Below are 21,292 nucleotides of genomic sequence, written 5' to 3'. Positions count from 1 at the left end.
CCTCAAGAAGGAGTAACATCGGGACTTGCAGCGACGGACCTCAGGACACTCTTACACCACGTCTGCGCGCGCGACCGCAACAGTACTCATATTTGGCATTTTTTGCCCACCGCCATATAACTAACGCCCTATAGCAAACGAAAAACAGGCCGCAGCCCATCGCTGCGGCCTGTTCGGAAGCAAAAGTGGGCGCTACGCGCTGTAGCCCATCGCTTGCAGCACAAACATGACGACCGTCAGCACCGTAATCACACCGATAGTCGCCCAAGTGAGCACATTCCACACGCGGCCGTTGCGGTTAGTGCCCATAATGTGACGGTCAGCGGCGATAACCACCTGGAACACCAGAACCACGGGCAGTAGCACGCCATTGATGACCTGTGAGGTCATCATAATCTGGAACAGATCGACGCCGGGCATAAGCACCAGCACGGCAGAGATACCGATGATGGCCGTAATGATGCCGCGATAGACCGGGGCCTCGTCCCAGCTGCGGTCGGCACCGCGCTCCCAGCCAAATGCCTCGCAGATAGCGCTCGACGTAACGCCCGGCAGCACGCAGGCAGCCAAGAAGCTCGCCGCGACCAGGCCCGAGGCAAACAGTACCGTGGACCACTGACCCGCAATAGGCTCCAGCGCACGGGCAGCATCGGCAGCATCGCTAATCTGAATGCCCGCCGGGAACAACACCGTACCGGTCGTGATGATAATAAAGCCGGCAATGACATCGGCGGCAAGCGAGCCGCTCACGGTATCGATGCGCTGCAGCACGATATCGTCCTCGCCCGCGTTCTTATCGACCACGTTGTTCTGCGCCAAGAAAATCATCCACGGCGCGATGGTGGTACCGATCGTTGCGACCACGAGCGAAACGTAGCTGGGATCATTTTGAATGTTAGGCACGACCAGGTCGACCGCGACCTCACCCCAGTTGGGGCCAGCCATAAACGCGGCGACAATATAGGTCACGAACACGCAGCTCACCAGCAGCAGAATCTTCTCGATGCGCTGGAAACTACCCGACATGGTAAGCATCCACACCAGCAGCGCCACCAACGGCACCGAGATGCTCGCCGGCACGCCAAAGAGAGCAAGGCCGCTGGCGATACCCGCAAACTCCGAAATGGTCACGGCTGTGTTGGCGATCAACAGCGCCGCCATAGCAAGCACACTCTTGCGCACGCCAAAGCGCTCGCGAATGAGCGATGCCAGGCCCTTGCCCGTGACGCAGCCGCAGCGCGCCGCGGTCTCCTGCGTCACGATGAGCAGCACAGTCATGACGGGAAGCATCCAGAGCATCTTGTAGCCATAGCTGGCGCCCGCGCTGGAATACGTTGCAATGCCGCCGGCGTCATTGCCCGAAAGCGCCGCCAGCAGACCGGGACCCATAGCGCCAAAGATGGCCGCGATGGTCAACTTTTGCTTGGTGCCCGACTTTTGCTTGGTATTTTGCACGCGACCACCTAACCCATGACCGACATGGCGAGCAGCACCGCAGCGGCGCAGTACGCTACGCACGAGATCATGACGGCAATAACGTTCATGGCGGTGCCCGACGTGTTGAGGTCATGCTCGTCACGCCAGAACAGCACCATCAGGTAAATCACGGCGCTCATGTTGCCAACCAGGCAAATGATGGCAGCGATATTAAAGCACCCGGTAAAGAGTTGCTCCTCAAACATGGGCGCATCGGGGAACGCAGCGGTGCGCACCAGCTGGGCGCACAGATAGGTCACGAGTGACAGAATCAGGCCCATGCCCGTGCTCTGGAAGAAGAACCCCAGATACGGCTTGGGCTCGTCGTCGTGACCGTCATACTCCAGGAAGTAGTTCTTGACGAACGACACCATACGCGAGGCAGCCAGCAACACGAGCGGCATGGCGCACATGGGGAACACCACCAGATGCGCGGAGTCGAGCGCCGTCCCCAGCACGGTCGCCATGATGCACGACGCGATGCCCCATACAACAACCCAGTACTGGCGATGCACGAACCAGCTGAGCACGTTCGTCGAGTCGTCCGACGCGCTATCGCCCGAGCCGACACCGGCGATCTGCAGGTCCTCCTGATGCTCCTCGGCGATAACGTCCATGGCGTCGTCGAAGGTTACGATACCCAGGATATGACGGTTCTCGTCGCAGACAGGGATGGCAACCAGGTCGTACTTGGTCATCTCGTCCGTCACGTCTTCCTGGTCCTCGTCGGGCGACACATAAACCAGGTCACGATAGGCCAGCTGACCCAGCGTGGCGTCGCGGTCGGCTACGATCAGCGTGCGCAGCGAAAGCACGCCGGTCAGCATGCCGCTCGGATCCTCGGTATAGACGTAGTAGACGCTCTCGAAGTCCTCGTCGAGCTCGCGAATCGCCTCGATGGCGTCACCGACCGTTGCCGTGGCGGGCAGGGAGACAAACTCCGAGGTCATGATGCGGCCGGCGGTGTTGTCCTCATACCCCAGCAGGTTACGAATCGCCTTCTCCTCCTTGACGCCCATCAGGCGCAGAAGCTTCTCGGCCTTCTCGTAATCGAGCTCGTCGATCAGGTCGGCTGCATCGTCCGGGTCCATCATGGCCAGCATCGACGATGCGTCGGTGTCGGACAGGCCCTCGAGCATCTCGGTCATGAGCTCGTCGTCATCGAACTCCGAGATGGCCTCGGCGGCCTGGGCAGTATCGAGCTGCGCAAACACCTGCGCACGCAGGCGCGGGTCGAGCTGCTCGATAATGTCGGCGATGTCGGCAGGGTGCAGCTCGCCGAGCGTCTTGTGCGACACCGAGAGTTGAATGTTCTTGGTCGAGCGGTCAAGCAGGTCCATGTAGGACCAAGCGATGATGTCCTCACTGAGCGGCTTGCCCAGGTGCTTCATAAAGCCTTCGACGATATGCTCGAGCGCGGGGCTGATGGCGCGTAGCAGACCGCGGGCACCGACCTCGGCGCCCAGCAGGCGCAGCTGATTTTCGCCCGACATGGAAAACTTGATGTCGTTTACGCGCACGACCTTCATGCCCTGCGTGTCGACAATCTGCTTGTTGAGCACGTCGCGGGCGAGCAGGAGTTCGGTCGGCTGCAGGTACGAAAAACGGATTTCGGTGGCCGACGTCTTAAGGTGTACACCCGTCTCGTCGATACGGTCGACCCATTTGCGCCAGCTGATCATAAACGGCGTCTTGCCGGGTCCGCGGAACGCGAGCGACGTCACGTGCGGAAAAACTTCGCCGGTAGCAATACCAAAATCGTTGACCACGCCGAGCTTTTCGCCGTCGACGTCCAAGACCGGCAGTTTGAGCATCTCACTCAGATAATTCAATGGTGCTCCCCATCATAATTCCTCCGGACGCGGCCGCGCGTGCGGCGTCCGGGGGCTTCTGGATATGTATACGCATGCGCGGGCGGCACGCCGCTCGACGCTTACACCCCGTGCATGCGCAAAAAGCACCTGCATGGGGTCATCGACTGTATGGTCGAGGTTTGGATTTCACCTGTAACCTTTCTCTTGACCCTCATTAACCGCAGTAACTATAGCATCAGCATCGCCCTGCGGCATCGAATTTATGCGCTGCACATTGCAGGCATACCAAACACTGACGCATCCGTGACATAGTCATTGGGGACGTTCTAAAATGACTACCCAATGACTACTCTGTGGTGTCGTCGTCCTCGGCAAGTTGGGGGAACACGGCGTCCTTGGGCATGGTGACCTTCGTCAGCGAGGTGAGCTTTTTGCTCAGCGACGTGTCCGTCTTGACCAGGTCGCTGAGCGTCACGATCTTGTAGCCGTCGGCAATGAGGCCGTCGATAATCTGCGGCAGCGCCTCGAGCGTCTGCTCGGCGCATTCGTCTCTATCGGTGAGCAGCACGATATTGCCCGGCGTCACCGAATCGAGCACCGTCGAGACCTGCTCGTCGGCACCGTTGAGCAGCCAGTCGCCCGAGTCAATATTCCACGAGACCACGGCGGAGACCAGATCCATCGCATCAATCCAGTTTTGCTCGTCAAAGGCAGCGTAGGGAGCACGCAGCAGCATCGTCTTCACGCCAGTCGCCGACTTAATCGCATCGGTGCCTTTCGTGATCTGTTCGCGTACCGCCTCACGGTCCTGACCCTTGAGAGAATCGTCGCTGTAGCCGTTGGATCCGATCTCGCACCCGGCATCGACAATCGCCTTGGCCGTGGCAGGCGAGGCCTCGGCCGCATCGCCCGAAAGGAAGAACGTCGCGGTGATGCCCTTTTCCTTGAGCACCTGCAAGATCTGTTTGGTAGCGCCGCTCGGACCCTCGTCAAACGTCAGCGCCACGTACTTTTTGTTGCCCTTGGGCGCCACGCTGACGCACGCAACAACGCAATCGGTGGCGGGCACAACCTCGCCGCGGTCTTGCGTCTTGCCCGACTGCTCACCAACCCACACCTCGGAGCGGCCCTGGACACCCCATGTCTGCACATACTCGATAGCGCCCGTGCCCTCGACCTTAAGCTTGGGCTCGATAACCGTAGCCTGAACCTCGTGCTTCTCGTAGGTGTTACGGCCATCCTTGACCGTCACCTTCTCGCCGCCCTCAAGTTCGCGGCTATCCCATTTGCCCTGTTTCACGCGCTTGCCGTCGACCTTCACCGACAGCTTTTCGCCCCCATGGCGCTTGAGCACGCTGTCATCGACGGCCAACAGGTCGCCTGCGTCGTAGGTGTCAGTCAACTCCTGGTCGTCGATGAGATTCTGCAGCGTAGAGCCCACGCGCACCGCGGTCTTCTGGCCGTTGAGTTCCACGTCCACGCTGCGGTTGACGTAGCCCACGACGGCAGCGATAAACAGCACGAGCGCACAGCCCACGGCAATGAGCGCATAGGGCAGGCGAGACGAACGACGGGGCGTACGGCTGTTGCCGATGCGAGCGCTGCGGTCGCTAAAGCCGCGGCTATGGTTGAGATACATCGCGCCGGGCTTACGGTGACACTTGCGCTGACCGCTGGGCAGCTGCCCCAGGTCGCGGCGCGCCGTCGGACGCGCACCCGAACGCCCGTTTAAGTTGGATCCGTTTTGGCGCATGTGCCCTCCCCCATAAACACAGCAAGCCGGAGCAACAGGTCTCCGGCTTGCCTCCCATCATTTGGTACGTCGCTATTTTGTAGCTTTTGGCGAGCCTCCGCTCGCCTTTTGGTATTCGTCCTTAAAGGCCTTGAACATGCCGCGCGTCTTGCCGAGCTGCTTGCCCAGTGCGCGACTGCCCTTGTCCACGGCAACCGATCCCTTGTCGTCGAGCACCTTGGCGCCCTTTTTGACCTTGTCGCCCACCACGACGCTGGCCTCGGCGGCCTTGGCAGCCGCACCGCCCGAATACCCGAGCGACTTGACCTCGTCCGAAACAATCATCGCGCCGTCCGCATAGCCGCGCAGCATCGTCGGCGGCACCTGCGTGTCACCAACCAAAACACTCGAAGCAGCACCGGCGGTCACATAGAATGCCTGCACGATGCCCGAGCGTGGCTTGAACTCAACGTCCGAGCAATAGCCCACGACGTCGCCCGATTCCGTGCGCACGTCCATACCGACCCAGATGATGCAATCGTCCAGGTTGATGTCGAGGCGCTTGGCGGCGGTGGCATCGTACGTGCCTTTGACGTCATCGACCGCAATGGCGCCCTCGTAGACACCAATGGCGTCGAGCGCTACGAATCGGTCGGGGCGCTCGATCATGCCCGCGATATCGGACTGGCGAACCATAAAGCCGACCACGCGCGTACCGCCCGGGGTAAAGACCGGAAAGTGAATCTTTCCGAGCTTTTTAGGGCTGCGCGGCGTGCCGTCCTTTTTGGTGCGCTTGTCCTCGGTAGGCTTGCGATAGATCTTGGCGCCGACAAAATCCCCGGCGCGCATTATGCCTCGGTCGAGGGCTCCGCAGCCTCGGTATCAGCCTCGACGGCGTTCTCGACCACGACGTCGGCGGCAGGCGTCACGTTGCCGCCCGAGATGGCGTCGTTGAGCTGCTCGCGAAGCTGGTCCATGCGTTCGCGGGCCAGGTCGACCTTGGCGCGCAGGTCATCGGTCTTGGCGTCGACCATCGGACCAAAGTCGTTGACCGCGGCACGAGCCTCCTCGGCACTGTGCTCGTAGGTGTCACGCATGTTGTCCCAGGCGTCGTTGGCGATATCGGCGGCCATGGCGCGGGTCTCGGCACCCGAGCGCGGGGCCAGAGCAACGCCGATGATAGCGCCGGCGGCAGCACCAAAGAGCGCACCGGAGACAAAGCTGAAAGTCTTTCCCATGATCATTCCTCTCCTGCGGGCACCTCGATGCCCACCGTTTGAATGCTGTCCATTATACCCGCAGCGCAACACTTGCCGTCGCGCTCATCTGCGTACGGTAAAAGCGCAGGTACATGATGGTGATAAGCGATTGAGCCTACTCCTGCGGCATAGTCGGCATGGCGACCGTGGCGGCCGGGTTCTCGCCGGCGCCATCGACGAGCGGCAGGTTGCCCTCGTGCGCCGAGCCGGACGGAGCCGTTGCCGCACCGCCAAAGACGGCCGCGGGGGCCTCGTGGTTCTCGGCGACCGCACCCTCGGTATCGATTGGCATCTGCGGCTCGTCGTCAAAGCTCGGGACGCCTTGGGGCTCCACAGACTCGGGCTCAGCAGGCGCCTCGGCAACGGGCTCAGTGTCGGCGTCGGCGGGAGCGTCGCCCTCGGGCGCATCCTCGGCCACGTCCTCGCCGTTCGCAGCGGCAACGGCCTCGTGCGGGTCCTTGCCCTCGACCTCGGCACGCATGCCCAGCACCAGGTTGCGCAGGCCTGCGACCGTGCCTTCCACGTCGGGGGCCGGCTGATCGGCGTGCAGGTACGCCCAATCCATCATAAAGGTCGCCGAAGACAGCGCACCGATGGCCAGCGCATCATCGGGACACGAAAGCTCAACCTCAAAGACACGCTCGTCATGCTCGCTCACGCGCGTGCGACCGCACGAAATGCTGCCGGCAAGACCGGTCTCGTTCATGAGCTCGACCGTCACGTGCTCCAGCAGGTGGCAAAGCTCGGTCTGGCCCATGCAGTCCTGGAACTCGCGACCCGAATCGCCCAGGCACAGATGCTTGGCAATCGCGGGCACCAGGTAGTACACGCGCGCCGTGGCCTCGATATCCTCCGAGGTCATGAGCGGCATACCGGGGTTCACCAGCACGTGCGCGCAAATCTTGTCCTCGCTGACGGTGACCTTAAGGATGTTGAACAGGCCTGCCATAACTCTCCCCTACTCGTCCTTGCCCTACTCGTCGCCATCGTGCGGATCCACAGAGCCCGCACCCGACGCCGCCGGCTTCTCTGCCGAAGACTCGGAATCCTTCTTATCGGTTTCGGCCGGAGCGATCACGCGAATGAGCGAGATGCGCTGGCCACGCATCGACTGTACCTTGAACTTGTACCCTGCGACCTCAAACACCTCTCCGATGTCGGGCACCGAGTCGCAAAGCTCCAAAATCCAGCCGGCGATGGTCTCATAATCATCGCTTTCCTCGAGCGGCCAACCAAGCTCAATCGCGTCATCGCACGAAAAACGCCCATCGACGAGCCACTCGCGACGCGAAAGACGCGTGAGGTACTTGTTGTCGGGGTCGAACTCGTCCTCGATTTCGCCGACGATCTCCTCGACGATGTCCTCGATGGTGATGATGCCGGCCGTGCCGCCGTACTCGTCCACGACGACCACGATCTGGTCGTGCGAGGTCTGCATCTCGGACAGCAGCGGCAGGATGTCCTTGGTATCGGGCACAAAGGTGGCATCGCGCAAATAGCTGGCGATGGGCTGGTCGCCCTTGCCGTCGAGCGCGGGCTGGATCAGGTCCTTGATGTGCGCAATGCCCGCGACATTGTCGGGGTCCTCGTGATAGACGGGGATGCGGCTGAAGCCGGTCTGGCGCATGGTGGACAGCACGTCAGCGACCGTCTCGTCGTCCTCGCACATGGTGGTGTCCACGCGCGGGACCATGACCTCGCGGGCAACAGTGTCGCCCAGGTCGAAGATCTCGTGGATCATGCGCTTTTCCTCGTCGAGCAGGTCGTCCTGCTCCGAGACCATGTACTTGATCTCTTCCTCCGAGACGTTTTGGCGGTCGTCGGCGCTCTTGATGCGCAGGATGCGGGCCAGGCCATCGGAGCAGGCACCGGTCAGCCACACGAGCGGGCGGGCGATCTTTTGGAACACGGAAAGCGGCCCCACGACCTGCTTGGATACGCCCTCGGCGTTAGCGAGGCCGATGCGTTTGGGCACGAGCTCGCCGATCACGATGGACACAAAGGCGACGGCGACGGTGATGATGACCGGCGCCAGGCCGCGCGCGATGGCGGAAAGCGGCGCGATGCCAAAGCTCATGAGCCATGTGGCAAGCGGGTCGGACAGGCTCGTCGAGGCGACGGCGGACGAGGCGAAGCCCACGAGCGTGATGGCGACCTGGATGGTGGCCAACAGCTGATCGGAGTCGGCGGCGAGTTGGACGGCGCGCTCGGCGCGCTTATCGCCCTCCTCGGCATCGTGCTCCAACACGGCGCGCTTAGCCGTGGTGAGAGCCATCTCGGACATAGAGAAGTAGCCGTTGATAAGCGTCAGGACGAGCGTGGTAATAAGGGAGATGGTTATGTCCATCGGGAGTTTCTCGAACCTCCAAGATTCGGGACGTTAGGGTAAAACGTTGATGGCGGATACGGCAATTGCGCCGGCGCCCAAACGAGGACGCGGGCGCGGTCGCTAGATTACGAAGAGGATCACCGCCATGAACTGGAAGATGCTGCCGGCGAGCACCCACAGGTGAAACACGCTGTGCAGATAGCGCACGTTTTTGGCGATATAGAACGGCACGCCCGCGGTGTAGCACACGCCGCCGACGGCGAGCAGGGCAAGCGCCACAGGGTTGAGCAGTGCCACAAGTTCGGGCAGCTTAAAGACAACGAGCCAGCCCATCAGCAGGTAGACCAGGCCACTTACCCAGTGCGGTTGACGCTCGCGCATAAAGCACTCGAGGGCGATGCCGATAATGGCGATGGCCCATACGGCAAAGAACAGCATAGGACCGCCGTCGTTTGCGAGCGTGATGAGACAAAACGGCGTATAGCTGCCGGCTATGAGCAGGTAGATGCAGCTATGGTCGATGATGCGAAACACGCGCTTGGCGCGAGCGGGCTGAATCGCATGGTAGAGCGTGGAGGCAAGGTATTCGAGGATAATGCTGACACCATAGACAATCGCCGCGGCCATGTGGGCCGGGCCTCCGCCGCGCAGGGCAGCAAATACGATCAGGAGTACCAGGCCCGCGATACCCAGCAGGCAGCCGACACCATGGGTGACGGAGTTCATGATCTCCTCGCCCATGGTGTAGTGTGGAACGGCCGCGGTCTTGGGTCGCGGCTTAGAACTGTCGCTCGAATCGGACATGCCGGTTACATCCTCCAACGTAAAGAGTTCTCAACACTATATCAAAGCGTCTAGGTACGTGCGAAATTTGCACCATACGTGACCCTTTGTTTACCCATTCTTTGCCTGTTGACGCATCAACGGCGAACGTCCATAATGCGCTTGCATTAAATGTTGACGTATTAACATCTTATAGGAAAGCTTCTTATGTCTCAAAACGCACGTTCCCATCGAAAGCTCAAGATAGCCGGCGTCGTTGCGCTGGTGCTCGTTGTCGCGCTGCTGGGGTTTGCCGGCAACTTTCTGTTTGACTTCGCGCTGAATCCCCGCGCGCCATACACCATGAAGATGATGCAGGACGGCAAGGACGCCGAAAAGGGCGAGCAGATGGATGCCGAGGAGGGCGAGGCACGGGCGTGGTTTAAAGAGAACCGCGAGAGCAGCAGCCTCACCGCGGACGACGGGACTGAGCTCGCCGCCTGGTATTTTGCTGCGTCGGAGAGCACACACGACTACGCCGTCTGCCTGCATGGATATACCAACGAGCCTATCGGTATGGCCCGATACGTCAAGCGATTCCACGACCGCGGCATGAACGTACTCGCACCCGCCGCCCGCGCCCACGAGCGCTCCGGCGGCGACTATATCGGCATGGGCTGGCCCGAGCGCCTCGACATCGTCGCATGGATCGAGCAAATCGTTCAGGCTGACCCCGAGGCGCGCATCCTGGTCTTTGGCGAGTCGATGGGTGCGGCAACCGCCATGAACGTCGCGGGGGAGTCTCTGCCCGCAAACGTGAAATGCATTATCGAGGACTGCGGTTATACGAGTGTTTGGGACGAGTTTTCTCTGCAGCTCAAGAACGTGTTCGGCTTGCCCAGCTTTCCCTTGCTCGATGTAGCAAACTTGGTATGCAACGTGCGCGCGGGCTACGACTTTCATAAGGCGAGCAGCGTGGAGCAACTCAAACACGCGACGGTTCCCATGCTGTTTATCCACGGCGACCAGGACACTTTTGTGCCGTACAGTATGCTCGACCAAAACTACGACGCGTGCGCCAGCAAGGTCAAGCAAAAGCTCACCATCCATGGCGCCACCCACGCCAAGAGCGCGCAGGTCGACCCCGAACTCTACTGGAACACGGTCGACAACTTCCTCGACGAGTATTTTTAGGCAAATAGTACGGTTTACTGGCCTATCTGACCCCCTAGCACTTCCGAAAAGCCGCCCGTGGGCACTGTGCTCACGGGCGGCTTTTGCTAACAGTTGTGCTACAAAGGCGCTTGTTTTGTCTAATAGCTAGGTGCTACTTGACCTCGATGAGCTCATACTCGCTCGTGCCCAGGCCGATCTTCTCGGCATGCGCGATGCACGCGCGCCAATCGGTGTCGGGATGCGTGATGCAGAAGGGGTCGCGCGCCTGCTCGCCCTCCAGATGCTCGTGATTGTGCTCCATCTTGGCCGCGCTATCGGTGAGCTCGGTGTTGGGCAGCGGCTCGGACGCCATCACGGCATCGGCACAGGCCTGGTCGATGGCGACCGGGTCGAAGCTCGCGAACATGCCGATATCGTTGACGATAGGCGTGTCGTTTTCGGGATGGCAATCGCAGTTGGGGCTGATATCCATGGCAAGCGAGATATGGAAGCTCGGGCGGCCGTCGACGACGGCCTTGGTGTACTCGGCGATCTTGCAGTTGAGCACGTCGGCTGCGGCCTCATAACCGGGCTTGATGCAGTCCTGGTTGCATGCCGCAATGCAGCGTCCGCAGCCCACGCAGCGATCGTGGTCGATAGCGGCCACGTGCACCGTGCGAGTAGCGCCGCTGGCAAGCTCGCGCTCGCGGGTGCCGTCGAACGAGATAGCGTTGTGCGCGCAGATCTTTTCGCAGGCATGGCAGCCAACGCAGTGCTCGGTCGCGACGTTCGGCTTGCCGGCGGCATGCTGCTCCATCTTGCCGGCACGGCTGCCGCCTCCCATGCCCAGGTTCTTCATGGCGCCGCCAAAACCGGCCTGCTCATGGCCCTTAAAGTGGGTGAGGCTGATCACGATATCGGCATCCATGAGCGCCTGACCGATCTTGGCCTCGTGCACGTACTCGCCGCCCTCGACCGGGACGAGCGCCTCGTCGGTGCCCTTAAGGCCGTCGGCGATGATGATCTGGCAGCCCGTGGCATACGGGGTAAAGCCGTTCTGGTAGGCGGTATCGATGTGCTCGAGCGCGTTTTTGCGGCTACCGACATAGAGCGTGTTGCAGTCGGTGAGGAAGGGCTTGCCGCCCAGCTCCTTGACGACATCCGCGACGGCGCGGGCGTAGTTGGGGCGCAAAAAGCTCAGGTTGCCCAGCTCGCCAAAGTGAATCTTGATGGCGACGAACTTGTTCTCAAAGTCGATCTGCTCAATTCCGGCGTGACGGATGAGGCGCTTGAGCTTGTCGAGCTGGCTCTCGCGAGCATGCGTGCGCAGGTTGGTGAAGTACACCTTAGCGGGTGCTGCGGGTGCAGTTGCGGTCATAGATCTATCCCCTCGGTCTATATGGCGTTACAGACATAAGAGGATGGTACCAGTTAAAGCAGAGGTAAAGTCAAGTACGGCACCTAGTCATTGGGGACAGACTTAAATGAGTGCCTCGCCACCTGGCAGCTAGGGACGTTCCTTTCCTGCCGGCAGTTGGGGGACAGTCCTTGCCAGCCTGGCCGGCGAGCCGGCGAATCGGCAAAGACTGTCCCCGATGACTGGTCGTTTAAGAACGCCCCCAATGACTACTCTTGGACTTTGAGGGCCTCGGCCAGGCTGACGCGCTTGATAGAGCGCGTGTGTAGCAGCGCCACGACCAGGTAGGTTGCAAAGCCAATGCCGACGCATGCAGCCATGGACCAAGCGGGCACGTAGATCTCGATATTGCCGTTGTAGGCGAGCAGCATCGAGCGGAAGATGGCCGTGAGCGAGCCAATAATGACCGGCAGGCTCAACACGAGCGACGTCGCCACGCACAGCGTGATCGAGCGGATGTACAGATGCGAGATCTCGCTATCACGATAGCCAAAGACTTTCATGTAGCTGATCGAACGGGCGCTGTGATCGATCACAGCCTTGGTCAGCAGGTACATAAACAGCAGGAAGATAAACACCGCGAGACCGATCATCATTCCGATCATTTTGCTCATCATACCGATGAACTGGTCGCCCACGGCGCGCATGTCGTCGGGCGTGGTGTCGCCGGCAAAGTAGCGCGAATCGAGGTCGAGCTTCTCGTCGCTCACATAGCCGTTAAAGTAGGCGGCGTCGTTGTCAAACAGCTCGTTAAAGTCTTCGATACTCATATAGATATTCATGTCCGACTTGGAGCCCCAGGCACAGTCCTTGCCCGCATACTCAAGGGAATAATGCTCGCCCTCGTACTTGTCGCCGAGCGTGACCTTCTGGCCCTCGCTCCAGCCAAACTTGTCGAGCAGGCCACCGCCAAAGACAACGCGCCCATCGCCGACGTTGCGGTCTTTCCAATAGCGCGAATCGGATGAAATACCGTAGACGGAAATCGTCTCCTCGCCATTTCTATCGCCGCGGTCGTATTGCAGCTGGTAAACGGCGTATTTCTCGGCCTGTGCGATTGCGCCTGCACCGTTGTCGATTGTATTGACCGGGTGGATATCGTCGTTGTCAGTGTCGATCTTAGAGGCCTTGTCAATCAGGTCGATAGCCTCGTCGCGGTTGCAGCCGAGGGCATCGGCAAGATCGTCAAGGCGCACGTAGAGCGCATCCTTCTTGTCCTGGACCTTGGCAAGCGCATCCTGCGCTGCAGTCAAGCTCTCGGCAGACGGAGATGCGGTCGCGGCATCGGCTGCCGTCTGCGCCGCATCGGCCGCGTCGTCAAGCTCGTCATCGGCATCCTGGGCGGCGGAAAGCAGCGCGCCGTCAACCGACTGCAAGCGCTCGAGCGCCGACCACTGCTCGCGTTCCTCGGCAGTGCCCTCGAGCTCCAGCGGAGCCTTGAGCGTGTACTGGTGCTCGGCGACCAGGCTCGTCTCCAGGTTGTCCGCGTAGTGCGTCATCGTGGGCAGAATCGCCAGGCCAAAGAGCAGCAGCAGCGATGCAAACGCAATGCCCACGAAGAGCGTGGCGAAGTTGCCCAGGTTGCGCAGGAAGATACGCAGGCGGAAGCGGGAAACAAAACCCATGCGCTCCGGCAGCTGCAGGCCGCGCTTGGTGCCCGATTTGCCACTCGCCTCGTGACGAAGGAACTGCAACGGCGTCTTGCCCATCTTGCGAAGCAGGCCCACCAGCGTGATGAGGATGAGCGCGGCGGCGGGATCCACGGCGCACTTCACAAAGATCTCCCAGCTCCAGTACACCTGGAAGGGCGGCAGGCTATACGAACCGTAATAGAGGCTGCGCATGGGCTCGGTAAAGAACACAACGCCGAGCGCAGTGCCCAAAAGCGCCGCGATCACGCCCACGATGGCGGGAAGCGCAAGGTAGTGCAGCACGATCTCGCGTCGACGATAGCCGCTGGCGAGCAGCGTGCCGATGATGGCGCTCTCCTCCTCGATGGTGGCGTCGGTAAGGACCACAAAGACGAACGCCATAATCACGATGATGATGTCGAGCAGCGTCATCCACATCATGGAGTCGCCGTCCACGTCGTCGCGCGCATAACCAATGCCCTGGTTGGAATCGGCATCGATCAGATCGTCCACGCGCGCATCGGCTTCGGTCAGTGCCTCGACCATATCCTGCTCCGCATCGGTGCGGTCCGCGGTGGAGAGATCGCGATCGGCAAAGGTGAAGGAGTAGGTGTAGGCGGGTGCGCCGCCGGCGTCCTCAAGCGCGGCAAAGCCGGCGTCGGTGACCTCGGCCACGCCATAGGTGATGGTGTTCACCGTAAAGTCCGAATTGTTGAGGAACAGCGCCTGGCTATCGGGCTGGGTCATGATGCCGCAGATGGTGTAGGTGCGGCCCTCGAGCTCGACCTTATCGCCCACGGCGAGGTCGTTGTTGGTGGCGAAGACGCGGTCGATTGCCACCTCATCGTCCGTCTTGGGCTGCCTGCCCTCACAGTAGGACGCGATATCGACCTTGGTGCGGTGCGCATAGGTGCGCAGCGTGCGCTTGGTGCCGTCGTCGCCGGCGGTCTTTTTGATGATGGCGTCGATGGAGAAATTCTTGTAGAGCGTGACGCCGCCGACGTCGTCGGCCGCATCCTCGGCCGCCTTGAGCTGGTCTTTGGTGGCCTCGAAGGAGGTGGTCACGCGGCCGTCCTCAATCGTGTACGCATCGCGCATGTCGTCGATAAGGCAGCCGATGGAATGCGCTGCGAGCAAAAAGCCCGAGGTGAGAGCGATGCTTCCGCACATAAGCAAAAAGATGCCCAGGTACTTGCCGATATTGCGGCGCAGTTCGCGCGGGAGACGTTTTGCGAGAGGTGTCATGGCGCCGCCTACCAATCGAGCTCGGCGGCCGCAACGGGCGACTCGTTGAGTTCATCCTCGACGATGTGCCCGTCGCGCAGGCGCAGCACGCGATTGGCCATGCGCGCGATGGCGGCATTGTGGGTGACAATGATGATGGTGCAGCCGTAGGTGCGGTTGACATCCTCCATGAGCTGCAAGATTTCCTTGGACGTCTTATAGTCAAGCGCGCCCGTGGGCTCGTCGCACAGCAGCAGGCCCGGGTTTTTGACGAGTGCGCGGCCGATGGCACAGCGCTGCTGCTGGCCGCCCGAGACCTGGCGCGGGAACTTGTTGCGGTGCTCGTAAAGACCCAGCGAACGCAGCAGGTCGTCGACATTGAGCGGGTTTTTGGACAGGTGCGCCGTGACCTCGATGTTCTCCTTGATGGTGAGGTCGGGCACCAGGTTGTAGAACTGGAAGACAAAGCCCAGCTCACGGCGGCGATACTCGCCCAGGTCGGCAGGCTTGAGCACCGTGAGGTCGCAGCTGTCCACCATGATGGAGCCGCCGTCAGCATCCTCCAGGCCGCCGATCAGGTTGAGAAAGGTCGACTTGCCCGAGCCCGAGGGCCCCAGCATGACGCAGATCTCGCCGCGGTTGATGGACGCGTCGATGCCATCGAGTACCGTCAGGCGCGCATCACCGTCGCCGTAGTGCTTTTTGAGATCCTTAACCTGGACATAGGCTTCCCGCGTTGCCATGGTATCCCCCATTGTTAGCCTCGTACTACTTTATGAGCGTAATAGTAAACCTTGGCGAACTATTTTGGGGCGAGAGTGGGGATTTGTTTCAGACTAGTCATTGGGGACGTTCTTAAATGACCAGTCACAAGGGACGCTCTTTCGCCGCTCGGCTGTTGGGGACGCTCCTTATCTGCCCCCGATGGCTAGTCATTTAAGTCTGTCCCCAATGAATACTTTTGGTCGTTTAAGTCTGTCCCCAATGAGTAGGTGTCTAGGCGTGGGATTTGTTGTGGGCGAGGGCTAGGCCTACGGCGGCGATGGCCGCGGCAAAGAGCACGGTGACGCCCAGATCGCAAGCGATGTCGCCCAGCACGGTGGACGTCAGGTCCGCGGCGAGCGCCTTGCCGACCGCGTCGTTCACCCAATATGTCGGCACAAAGTGCGCCACGGTCTGCACGGCCGGGCCCATCAGCGACAGCGGCATCCAAGCGCCGCCCAAAAACGTCATGAGCATGCCGAGCAGGTTGCCCACGCCATTGAGCAGCTCCTCGCGCGCACCCAGGCTCGAAAGGGCAAAGCCAACGGCCAGCGGCGTGCACGCCAGGGCAAACGTCGCCGCCAGTGCCAGGCACACACGGCCCACGCCGACCTCGGCGACCGCGCCGGCAAAGCCCACGACGCCCATCATGCTCGACACAAACCAGATGCAGACGGTGAGCACGGCGGCGGCGGCAAACACGGCAAGCGAACGTTGGCGCTCGGAGATTGGGCCGGCATCCATACGACACACGCGCTCGGGCTCGTTCATGCCCGAGAACACCAACCCCACCGATACGATGACCGACGAGATAATCGCGTACGCGCCAAAGTTGAAGTACGACTCGAGCGTGGCGGCAGCAGCCGAGTCGACCTTGACCCGCTCGATCTGGACCTCCGCGCGCTTTGCAGCGGCATGTTCGGCGGCCTTGGCAACGTCGCCGTTGGAGGCAGTGGGCTCAAGTGCGGCTGCAGCGCCCGCGAGCGAGATCCAGCGCGAAGCCTCGGCAGACGAAAGCGCCGCCGCCATGGTGCCGGCACCGTAGGTCACATCGAGCTTGGGCAGGGACTCCCCCGCGCGGGCAGCCGCGACCAGGTCGTCCTCGAACCCCTCCGGGATAAAGAACACGCAGTCGGCGCTGCCCTTGGCGCTGTTGCTCTTGGAGAGCGCGTCCGCAAGGTCGTACGTGTCATCGCCGACGCCCGTGACCAGGTCAAACCGCGAACCTAGGTGCTTGGTGAGCGCACGTGAAAGATCACTGCCATCGCGGTCGACCACGATCACGTTGGCGTCGTAGGGCTTGTACTCGGTGAGCTGCGACGAGTTCCAGCTCACCGATGCCGCGATGAATACGCCCATGAGCGAGATGAACACCGTGTAGATGAGCAGGTAGAACGGGTGTGCCAGCGCCATGCGAAGCGCGGTCTTAAAGGTGCTCATAGCGGCTCCTTCCAAAGATCAGCGTGGCGGCGGCAACGAACAGCAGCGCCATAAGGACCAGCGCGCCGGCGCGAACGGCAAAAGGTCCCAGGTCCTCAAAGAAATACAGGCGGTTGAACATGTCGCAGATAAGCTTGACGGGATTGAGCCAGCACTCGGCCGGGCAGGCGCGGGCGACGTCGTCGGCAAGCGCCATCGCCGGCTCGCCATAGAGGCCAGCGAACAGGGCGCACGTGGTAGCAAAGCCCGTGAGGATGCCGGACTTGGACGCCTTGCCGCCCTTAACGGGAAGCGTGCCCACAAAGAGTCCCAGGCCCGTGGCGGCAAGCGCGGAAGCGGCGCCGCCCGCGAGGCACAGCCCCTCGCGCCCGCCAAAGTCGACGCCCACGACCAGGCGCACGTAGCCGATTGCGATCACCATCGAGGCGAAGGAAACCAGCCACGAGCCGACGAAGATGCCGGCCAGCGACGCCGTCTTGGAAAGACCGCCCACGCAGCGACGCGCGCCAAGGCCCGACAGATTGGGCTGCAAATCGACGACGCTCAAGGCGGCAAACTCGGCAGACATCATCGCGACCAGGCCAAAAAGCGCGTAATAGTAGATGACCGTACCGTCGGGCGTGGTGCGCGTAAGGCTCACGCGACGGGTGCCGCCCTCGAGCGACAGGGCGCGCGCAACCGCCTCGGGGTCGGCGAGTGCCGCCGGGTTGTCCTGGGCAATCTGGGACATGAGCTCGGCATTTTGTGTATACGAGCTTGCCACCGTCTCCAGGATGCTGCGATCGGTGAGCACCGTACTCGCACGTGAGCTGTCGTAACTCGATAGCAGCGTGAGCTTGGGCGTGCCCGCAGCGTCGACCGTATAGATACCCGCGACCTCACCGGCCTTGAGCGCACGGTTCGCATCGGCTGCGTCGTCGCACTCGTCGATCTCGAGCAGCTGGTCGTCGCCCCCCTTGGCAAGTGACGTCGCCACATCCTTAAAGGTCGAGGCGTCCCAGGCCTCGTCGGCGACGACGGCCACCGGCACCGGGTCGACCGTGCCGTCGGAGCTGAGGTTCGCAAACATAAACATGAACATCGTGGAAAGCGCGATGGGAAAGAGAGCGCCCCAGACCCACGTGCTCGGCCGGCGCAGCAGCGTCTTGACCGTGGTGATGATGGTGCTGAACATGGCCGCCCCCTAGTCGCGCAGCTCGCGGCCGGTGATCTCAAGGAACACGTCGTTGAGGGTCGGCGGCTCGCTCCACACGCGGCCGAGTGCCACGTCGGCGGCACGCAGCGTGTCGAGGATGTCGACCAGGTTGTGCGGGCTCGCCTCGCAGGTGCAGACGAGCTCGCCGCCGGAAAGCTCAACCGAAAGCACGTGCTCGAGGGCGCGCAGTCGCTCGACCGTGGCGGGCTCGACGGCGCCGACCTCGACGGTCACGCGCTCGCCCATCTGAATCATGCGCTTGAGCTCGTCGTTGGTGCCCTGCGCCAACACGCGGCCACCGTCCATGATCATAATGCGGCTGCAGATCTGCTCGACTTCCTCCATGTAATGGCTGGTATACACCACCGTGGCGCCCTCGTCGCGCAGGCGGCAGATACCCTCCAGTATGGCGTTTCGGCTCTGTGGGTCGACCGCCACCGTGGGCTCGTCAAAGAAGATGAGCTCGGGCTTGTGCGCGATGCCGCAGGCAATGTTGAGGCGACGCGCCAGGCCGCCCGAGAGCCTGCCGGGGCGAAACTTGGTAAAGTCGCCCAAGCCCACAAAGTCGATGGCCTCGTCCACCAGCGCGCGGCGGCGCTTGCGGTCGTTGACGTAGAGACTGCAGAAATAGTCGATATTCTCGCGCACGGTGAGTTCGTCGAACACTGCCACCTGCTGCGGCACCACACCGACGCGGCGCTTGAGGTCGTAGCGGGCGGGCGTCATGGGCTCGCCGAACAGCTCGATGGTGCCCTTGTCGTAGGCGAGCAGCTGCAGGATGCAGTTGATGGACGTGGTCTTGCCCGAGCCGTTGGGGCCCAGCAGGCCAAAGATCTCGCCGGGGGCGATGCTCAGGTTAAAGTGGTCGAGCGCAATAAGGTCGTCATAGCGCTTGACGAGGTTTTCGACGTGGACGATGTCTGTCATGAGGCGGCCCTTCTGTTGCTTGCGGCCCGGTACGATTGCATCATCGCAGGAGCCGCCGGCGCGCACCAGTGAGCTTTGTCACGAGTGCGGAGCTTGGCCGTGCGGCCTGCCGACGTCCCCGCTTTGCCGCGTGGGAGGAATGTCACGGTTGCGCAGGCGGTCCCTCCACCACGCGCGGCTTCGCGTACAATACCCGTATGAACAGGCTTTTCGACAAATCGATCGTTCTGGCGTGCTGTATTGCGGCCGCCATGGGCCTTGCTGTGGACGCTCACCTGGTCGCGGCGTTTTGCCTTGGCGTTATTGCCACCTCACTGGCCGAGGTCACACAGGGGAAACGCACCCGGCGCGCGAGCGAGGCCGCGAGCTGCGCTTACATCATCGCGGCCGTCGTCGTGCCGCCGTTTGTGCCGTTTGCGCCCCTCGCCCTCTATGACATCGCGCGACGCGTGCGCCGTGAACGCATCTGGCCCGCGCTGGCGATTGGCGCCGTGTTTGTCTGCGCGCTTGTCGCGGACCTTCGCGGCGGCGCGCTCACCACCCGAACGCTCCTGCTGACCGCCATCCTTTCGGTTGCCGCCACCTTGCTATCGCTACGTACCGCGCAGCTGGAGCGCGAACAGGAACGCATGCGTCGCACCCGCGACAAGCTGCAAGAACGCGCCCTGGCACTCGAGGCACGCAACCGCGACCTCGCCGACCGCCAGGACTACGAAGTCGAGCTCGCGACGCTCGCCGAACGCGCCCGCATCGCGCGCGAAATCCACGATAACGTGGGCCACCAGCTCACGCGCGCTTCGCTTCAAGCCGAGGCCCTACGCGTGGTCCACGCCGACGAGCCTGGCGTCGCCGCCGATTTCGCCGACGTCAAACGCACGGTTGACGAGGCGCTCCAGCTTGTGCGCACCAGCGTCCACGCGCTCAACGACAACGCCGTCGACCTTTCCGTGCAGCTCGAACGCATTGTTGAAGGCGCGCGCTCGGACGGCGGCCCGCAGATTGAGCTTGAAGTTTTGGCCGAGCATGCACCCGCCAACGTCGCCAACTGCTTTGCGGCGGTGCTGCGCGAGGCGCTTTCCAACGCCATGCGCCACGCTTGCGCCCAGACCGTCACCGTACGATGCATGGAGCATCCGTCGTTTTACCAGCTCATCGTTACCGATGATGGCGCGGACGCGACCCCGGCGAGCAGCAGCAACGTCGTAGAAGGCATGGGGCTCGCCTCCATGCGCGAGCGCGTCGAGGCGCTTGGCGGAACCTTCACCGCCGGCCTGCGCGCCGGCGCCCCCGGCTGGCGCGTGTTTGCCACCGTCCCCAAACAGCAAGGAGATGAGGACCGATGAGGCTCATCGTTGTCGACGACGACCGCTTAGTGGTCGATTCGCTCAAGATTATCTTGGGCGCCCAGCCGCAGATCGAGGTAGTGGGTACCGGCGCCAACGGCAACGACGCGGTTTCGCTCTATGCCGAACACGCACCCGATATCGCGCTGCTCGACATTCAGATGCCGGAACGCGACGGCCTATCGGCGGCGCGCGAGATCCTCGAGCACGACCCTGCGGCGCGGGTGGTATTTCTGACGACATTCTCGGATGACGAGTACATTGTGTCGGCGCTCAAACTGGGCGCGCGCGGCTACTTGATTAAAACCGACGTCGCTGCCATCCCTCCCGCGTTGACGCAGGTCATGGATGGCAAACGCGTGCTCGAGGGCAAGGCGATCGAGGACGTCGATTTTGACGGAACGGACGTTGAGGCGGGCACGCCCCGCCGGCCTGCGGCCTTTGTCAGCCTAACCGACCGCGAGTTCGAAGTCGCCGAGCTCATCGCCCGCGGCCTCGATAACAAGGAGATTGCCGCCACCGCCTATATGGGCGAAGGCACCGTACGCAACCACATCAGCTCAATCCTTGCCAAAATGGGCCTGCGCAACCGCACCCAAATCGCCATCGCCTATCTGCGAGGGTAATTACCCAACGGCCAACCGCTCCGGCAGAGCAAAATAGCTGTTATCGATTTAATGCCATTTCAAAACTATGCCGGTTTACTACGATGAATCGCCCGTCTCCGACCGCAGCAAATTGCGCGCTTGCAAAACCGACGCTCCTATAAGTTGTCAAGAGGCAGTTTGCGGGAGCGCTCTCTCCAATTCGCACAGGAGCTCGTAAT

At 61.8% G+C, this 21,292-nt stretch carries 17 protein-coding genes; 3 read left to right on the top strand and 14 right to left on the bottom strand.

What is annotated here, in order from left to right; genetic code table 11:
* Window positions 1-192: 192 nt before the first annotated feature.
* The 8 genes from ABHT90_RS09315 to trhA form a co-directional block, all read right to left on the bottom strand.
* Window positions 193-1,389 carry an Nramp family divalent metal transporter gene (locus ABHT90_RS09315; RefSeq protein WP_117637211.1) on the bottom strand — a complete coding sequence of 399 codons (1,197 nt, stop codon included), beginning with the start codon at window positions 1,387-1,389 and terminating at the stop codon, window positions 193-195.
* Between the two features lie 74 nt (window positions 1,390-1,463).
* Entirely contained in the window at window positions 1,464-3,308 is a 1,845-nt protein-coding gene (locus ABHT90_RS09310; RefSeq protein ID WP_346982311.1) for a magnesium transporter, read from the bottom strand.
* 328 nt (window positions 3,309-3,636) lie between these two features.
* The gene (locus ABHT90_RS09305) at window positions 3,637-5,043 is read right to left on the bottom strand and encodes a polysaccharide deacetylase family protein (RefSeq protein WP_346982310.1); all 1,407 of its coding nucleotides are present in this window, start codon (window positions 5,041-5,043) and stop codon (window positions 3,637-3,639) included.
* Between the two features lie 72 nt (window positions 5,044-5,115).
* Window positions 5,116-5,871, bottom strand: a complete 756-nt coding sequence (locus ABHT90_RS09300) for a PRC-barrel domain containing protein (RefSeq protein WP_346982309.1) — start codon at window positions 5,869-5,871, stop codon at window positions 5,116-5,118.
* Complete coding sequence (locus ABHT90_RS09295) at window positions 5,871-6,260, bottom strand: YtxH domain-containing protein (protein WP_099432470.1); 390 nt, start codon at window positions 6,258-6,260, stop codon at window positions 5,871-5,873. The genes ABHT90_RS09300 and ABHT90_RS09295 overlap by 1 nt, the downstream gene beginning before the upstream one ends.
* Window positions 6,261-6,396: 136 nt before the next feature.
* A complete protein-coding gene (locus ABHT90_RS09290; RefSeq protein ID WP_346982308.1) occupies window positions 6,397-7,230 on the bottom strand; it encodes a cyanophycin synthetase family protein in 834 nt (277 codons plus the stop codon).
* A gap of 24 nt (window positions 7,231-7,254) precedes the next feature.
* On the bottom strand, window positions 7,255-8,628 hold the full coding sequence (locus ABHT90_RS09285; protein WP_138113742.1) for a hemolysin family protein: 1,374 nt from the start codon (window positions 8,626-8,628) through the stop codon (window positions 7,255-7,257).
* Window positions 8,629-8,730: 102 nt separating this feature from the next.
* Window positions 8,731-9,414: a PAQR family membrane homeostasis protein TrhA gene (trhA, locus tag ABHT90_RS09280; protein WP_346982307.1), complete on the bottom strand. Its 684-nt coding sequence runs from the start codon at window positions 9,412-9,414 to the stop codon at window positions 8,731-8,733.
* A gap of 186 nt (window positions 9,415-9,600) precedes the next feature.
* On the opposite strand from trhA, the gene ABHT90_RS09275 reads away from it, so the two are divergent.
* Window positions 9,601-10,566: an alpha/beta hydrolase gene (locus tag ABHT90_RS09275; RefSeq protein ID WP_346982306.1), complete on the top strand. Its 966-nt coding sequence runs from the start codon at window positions 9,601-9,603 to the stop codon at window positions 10,564-10,566.
* A gap of 133 nt (window positions 10,567-10,699) precedes the next feature.
* Here the strand turns inward: ABHT90_RS09275 and ABHT90_RS09270 are convergent, their stop codons facing one another.
* From ABHT90_RS09270 to ABHT90_RS09245, 6 genes are all read right to left on the bottom strand, one after another.
* The gene (locus tag ABHT90_RS09270) at window positions 10,700-11,905 is read right to left on the bottom strand and encodes a DUF362 domain-containing protein (protein WP_346982305.1); all 1,206 of its coding nucleotides are present in this window, start codon (window positions 11,903-11,905) and stop codon (window positions 10,700-10,702) included.
* Window positions 11,906-12,153: 248 nt separating this feature from the next.
* Window positions 12,154-14,820, bottom strand: coding sequence for an ABC transporter permease (locus ABHT90_RS09265; RefSeq protein WP_346982304.1), 2,667 nt, complete (start codon window positions 14,818-14,820; stop codon window positions 12,154-12,156).
* An 8-nt stretch (window positions 14,821-14,828) separates the two neighbouring features.
* Window positions 14,829-15,542 (bottom strand): ABC transporter ATP-binding protein, encoded by a 714-nt coding sequence (locus ABHT90_RS09260; protein WP_346982303.1) that lies wholly within the window; start codon window positions 15,540-15,542, stop codon window positions 14,829-14,831.
* A 253-nt stretch (window positions 15,543-15,795) separates the two neighbouring features.
* Window positions 15,796-17,001: an ABC transporter permease gene (locus tag ABHT90_RS09255; protein WP_346982302.1), complete on the bottom strand. Its 1,206-nt coding sequence runs from the start codon at window positions 16,999-17,001 to the stop codon at window positions 15,796-15,798.
* Window positions 16,988-18,175 carry an ABC transporter permease gene (locus ABHT90_RS09250; RefSeq protein ID WP_346982301.1) on the bottom strand — a complete coding sequence of 396 codons (1,188 nt, stop codon included), beginning with the start codon at window positions 18,173-18,175 and terminating at the stop codon, window positions 16,988-16,990. The genes ABHT90_RS09255 and ABHT90_RS09250 overlap by 14 nt, the downstream gene beginning before the upstream one ends.
* A 9-nt stretch (window positions 18,176-18,184) precedes the next feature.
* Window positions 18,185-19,123, bottom strand: coding sequence for an ABC transporter ATP-binding protein (locus ABHT90_RS09245; protein WP_346982300.1), 939 nt, complete (start codon window positions 19,121-19,123; stop codon window positions 18,185-18,187).
* A gap of 197 nt (window positions 19,124-19,320) precedes the next feature.
* Between ABHT90_RS09245 and ABHT90_RS09240 the strand changes: the two genes are divergently transcribed.
* The gene (locus ABHT90_RS09240) at window positions 19,321-20,466 is read left to right on the top strand and encodes a sensor histidine kinase (RefSeq protein ID WP_346982299.1); all 1,146 of its coding nucleotides are present in this window, start codon (window positions 19,321-19,323) and stop codon (window positions 20,464-20,466) included.
* Entirely contained in the window at window positions 20,463-21,092 is a 630-nt protein-coding gene (locus ABHT90_RS09235) for a response regulator (RefSeq protein ID WP_346982298.1), read from the top strand. Before ABHT90_RS09240 ends, ABHT90_RS09235 begins: the two co-directional genes overlap by 4 nt.
* Window positions 21,093-21,292: the final 200 nt, after the last annotated feature.

Source organism: Collinsella aerofaciens, from assembly GCF_039758815.1.
Classification (GTDB): Bacteria; Actinomycetota; Coriobacteriia; order Coriobacteriales; family Coriobacteriaceae; genus Collinsella; species Collinsella aerofaciens_BP.
This window is presented reverse-complemented; position numbering and strand designations above follow the sequence as displayed.

Bases quoted from the DNA above. Each gene is read 5' to 3' on its own strand.
- trhA (WP_346982307.1), bottom strand. From the start codon at position 9,414: ATGTCCGATTCGAGCGACAGTTCTAAGCCGCGACCCAAGACCGCGGCC.
- ABHT90_RS09245 (WP_346982300.1), bottom strand. From the start codon at position 19,123: ATGACAGACATCGTCCACGTCGAAAACCTCGTCAAGCGCTATGACGAC.
- ABHT90_RS09315 (WP_117637211.1), bottom strand. From the start codon at position 1,389: ATGGGTCCCGGTCTGCTGGCGGCGCTTTCGGGCAATGACGCCGGCGGC.
- ABHT90_RS09305 (WP_346982310.1), bottom strand. From the start codon at position 5,043: ATGCGCCAAAACGGATCCAACTTAAACGGGCGTTCGGGTGCGCGTCCG.
- ABHT90_RS09270 (WP_346982305.1), bottom strand. From the start codon at position 11,905: ATGACCGCAACTGCACCCGCAGCACCCGCTAAGGTGTACTTCACCAAC.
- ABHT90_RS09240 (WP_346982299.1), top strand. From the start codon at position 19,321: ATGAACAGGCTTTTCGACAAATCGATCGTTCTGGCGTGCTGTATTGCG.
- ABHT90_RS09260 (WP_346982303.1), bottom strand. From the start codon at position 15,542: ATGGCAACGCGGGAAGCCTATGTCCAGGTTAAGGATCTCAAAAAGCAC.
- ABHT90_RS09255 (WP_346982302.1), bottom strand. From the start codon at position 17,001: ATGAGCACCTTTAAGACCGCGCTTCGCATGGCGCTGGCACACCCGTTC.
- ABHT90_RS09250 (WP_346982301.1), bottom strand. From the start codon at position 18,175: ATGTTCAGCACCATCATCACCACGGTCAAGACGCTGCTGCGCCGGCCG.
- ABHT90_RS09300 (WP_346982309.1), bottom strand. From the start codon at position 5,871: ATGCGCGCCGGGGATTTTGTCGGCGCCAAGATCTATCGCAAGCCTACC.
- ABHT90_RS09285 (WP_138113742.1), bottom strand. From the start codon at position 8,628: ATGGACATAACCATCTCCCTTATTACCACGCTCGTCCTGACGCTTATC.
- ABHT90_RS09265 (WP_346982304.1), bottom strand. From the start codon at position 14,820: ATGACACCTCTCGCAAAACGTCTCCCGCGCGAACTGCGCCGCAATATC.
- ABHT90_RS09290 (WP_346982308.1), bottom strand. From the start codon at position 7,230: ATGGCAGGCCTGTTCAACATCCTTAAGGTCACCGTCAGCGAGGACAAG.
- ABHT90_RS09295 (WP_099432470.1), bottom strand. From the start codon at position 6,260: ATGGGAAAGACTTTCAGCTTTGTCTCCGGTGCGCTCTTTGGTGCTGCC.
- ABHT90_RS09275 (WP_346982306.1), top strand. From the start codon at position 9,601: ATGTCTCAAAACGCACGTTCCCATCGAAAGCTCAAGATAGCCGGCGTC.
- ABHT90_RS09235 (WP_346982298.1), top strand. From the start codon at position 20,463: ATGAGGCTCATCGTTGTCGACGACGACCGCTTAGTGGTCGATTCGCTC.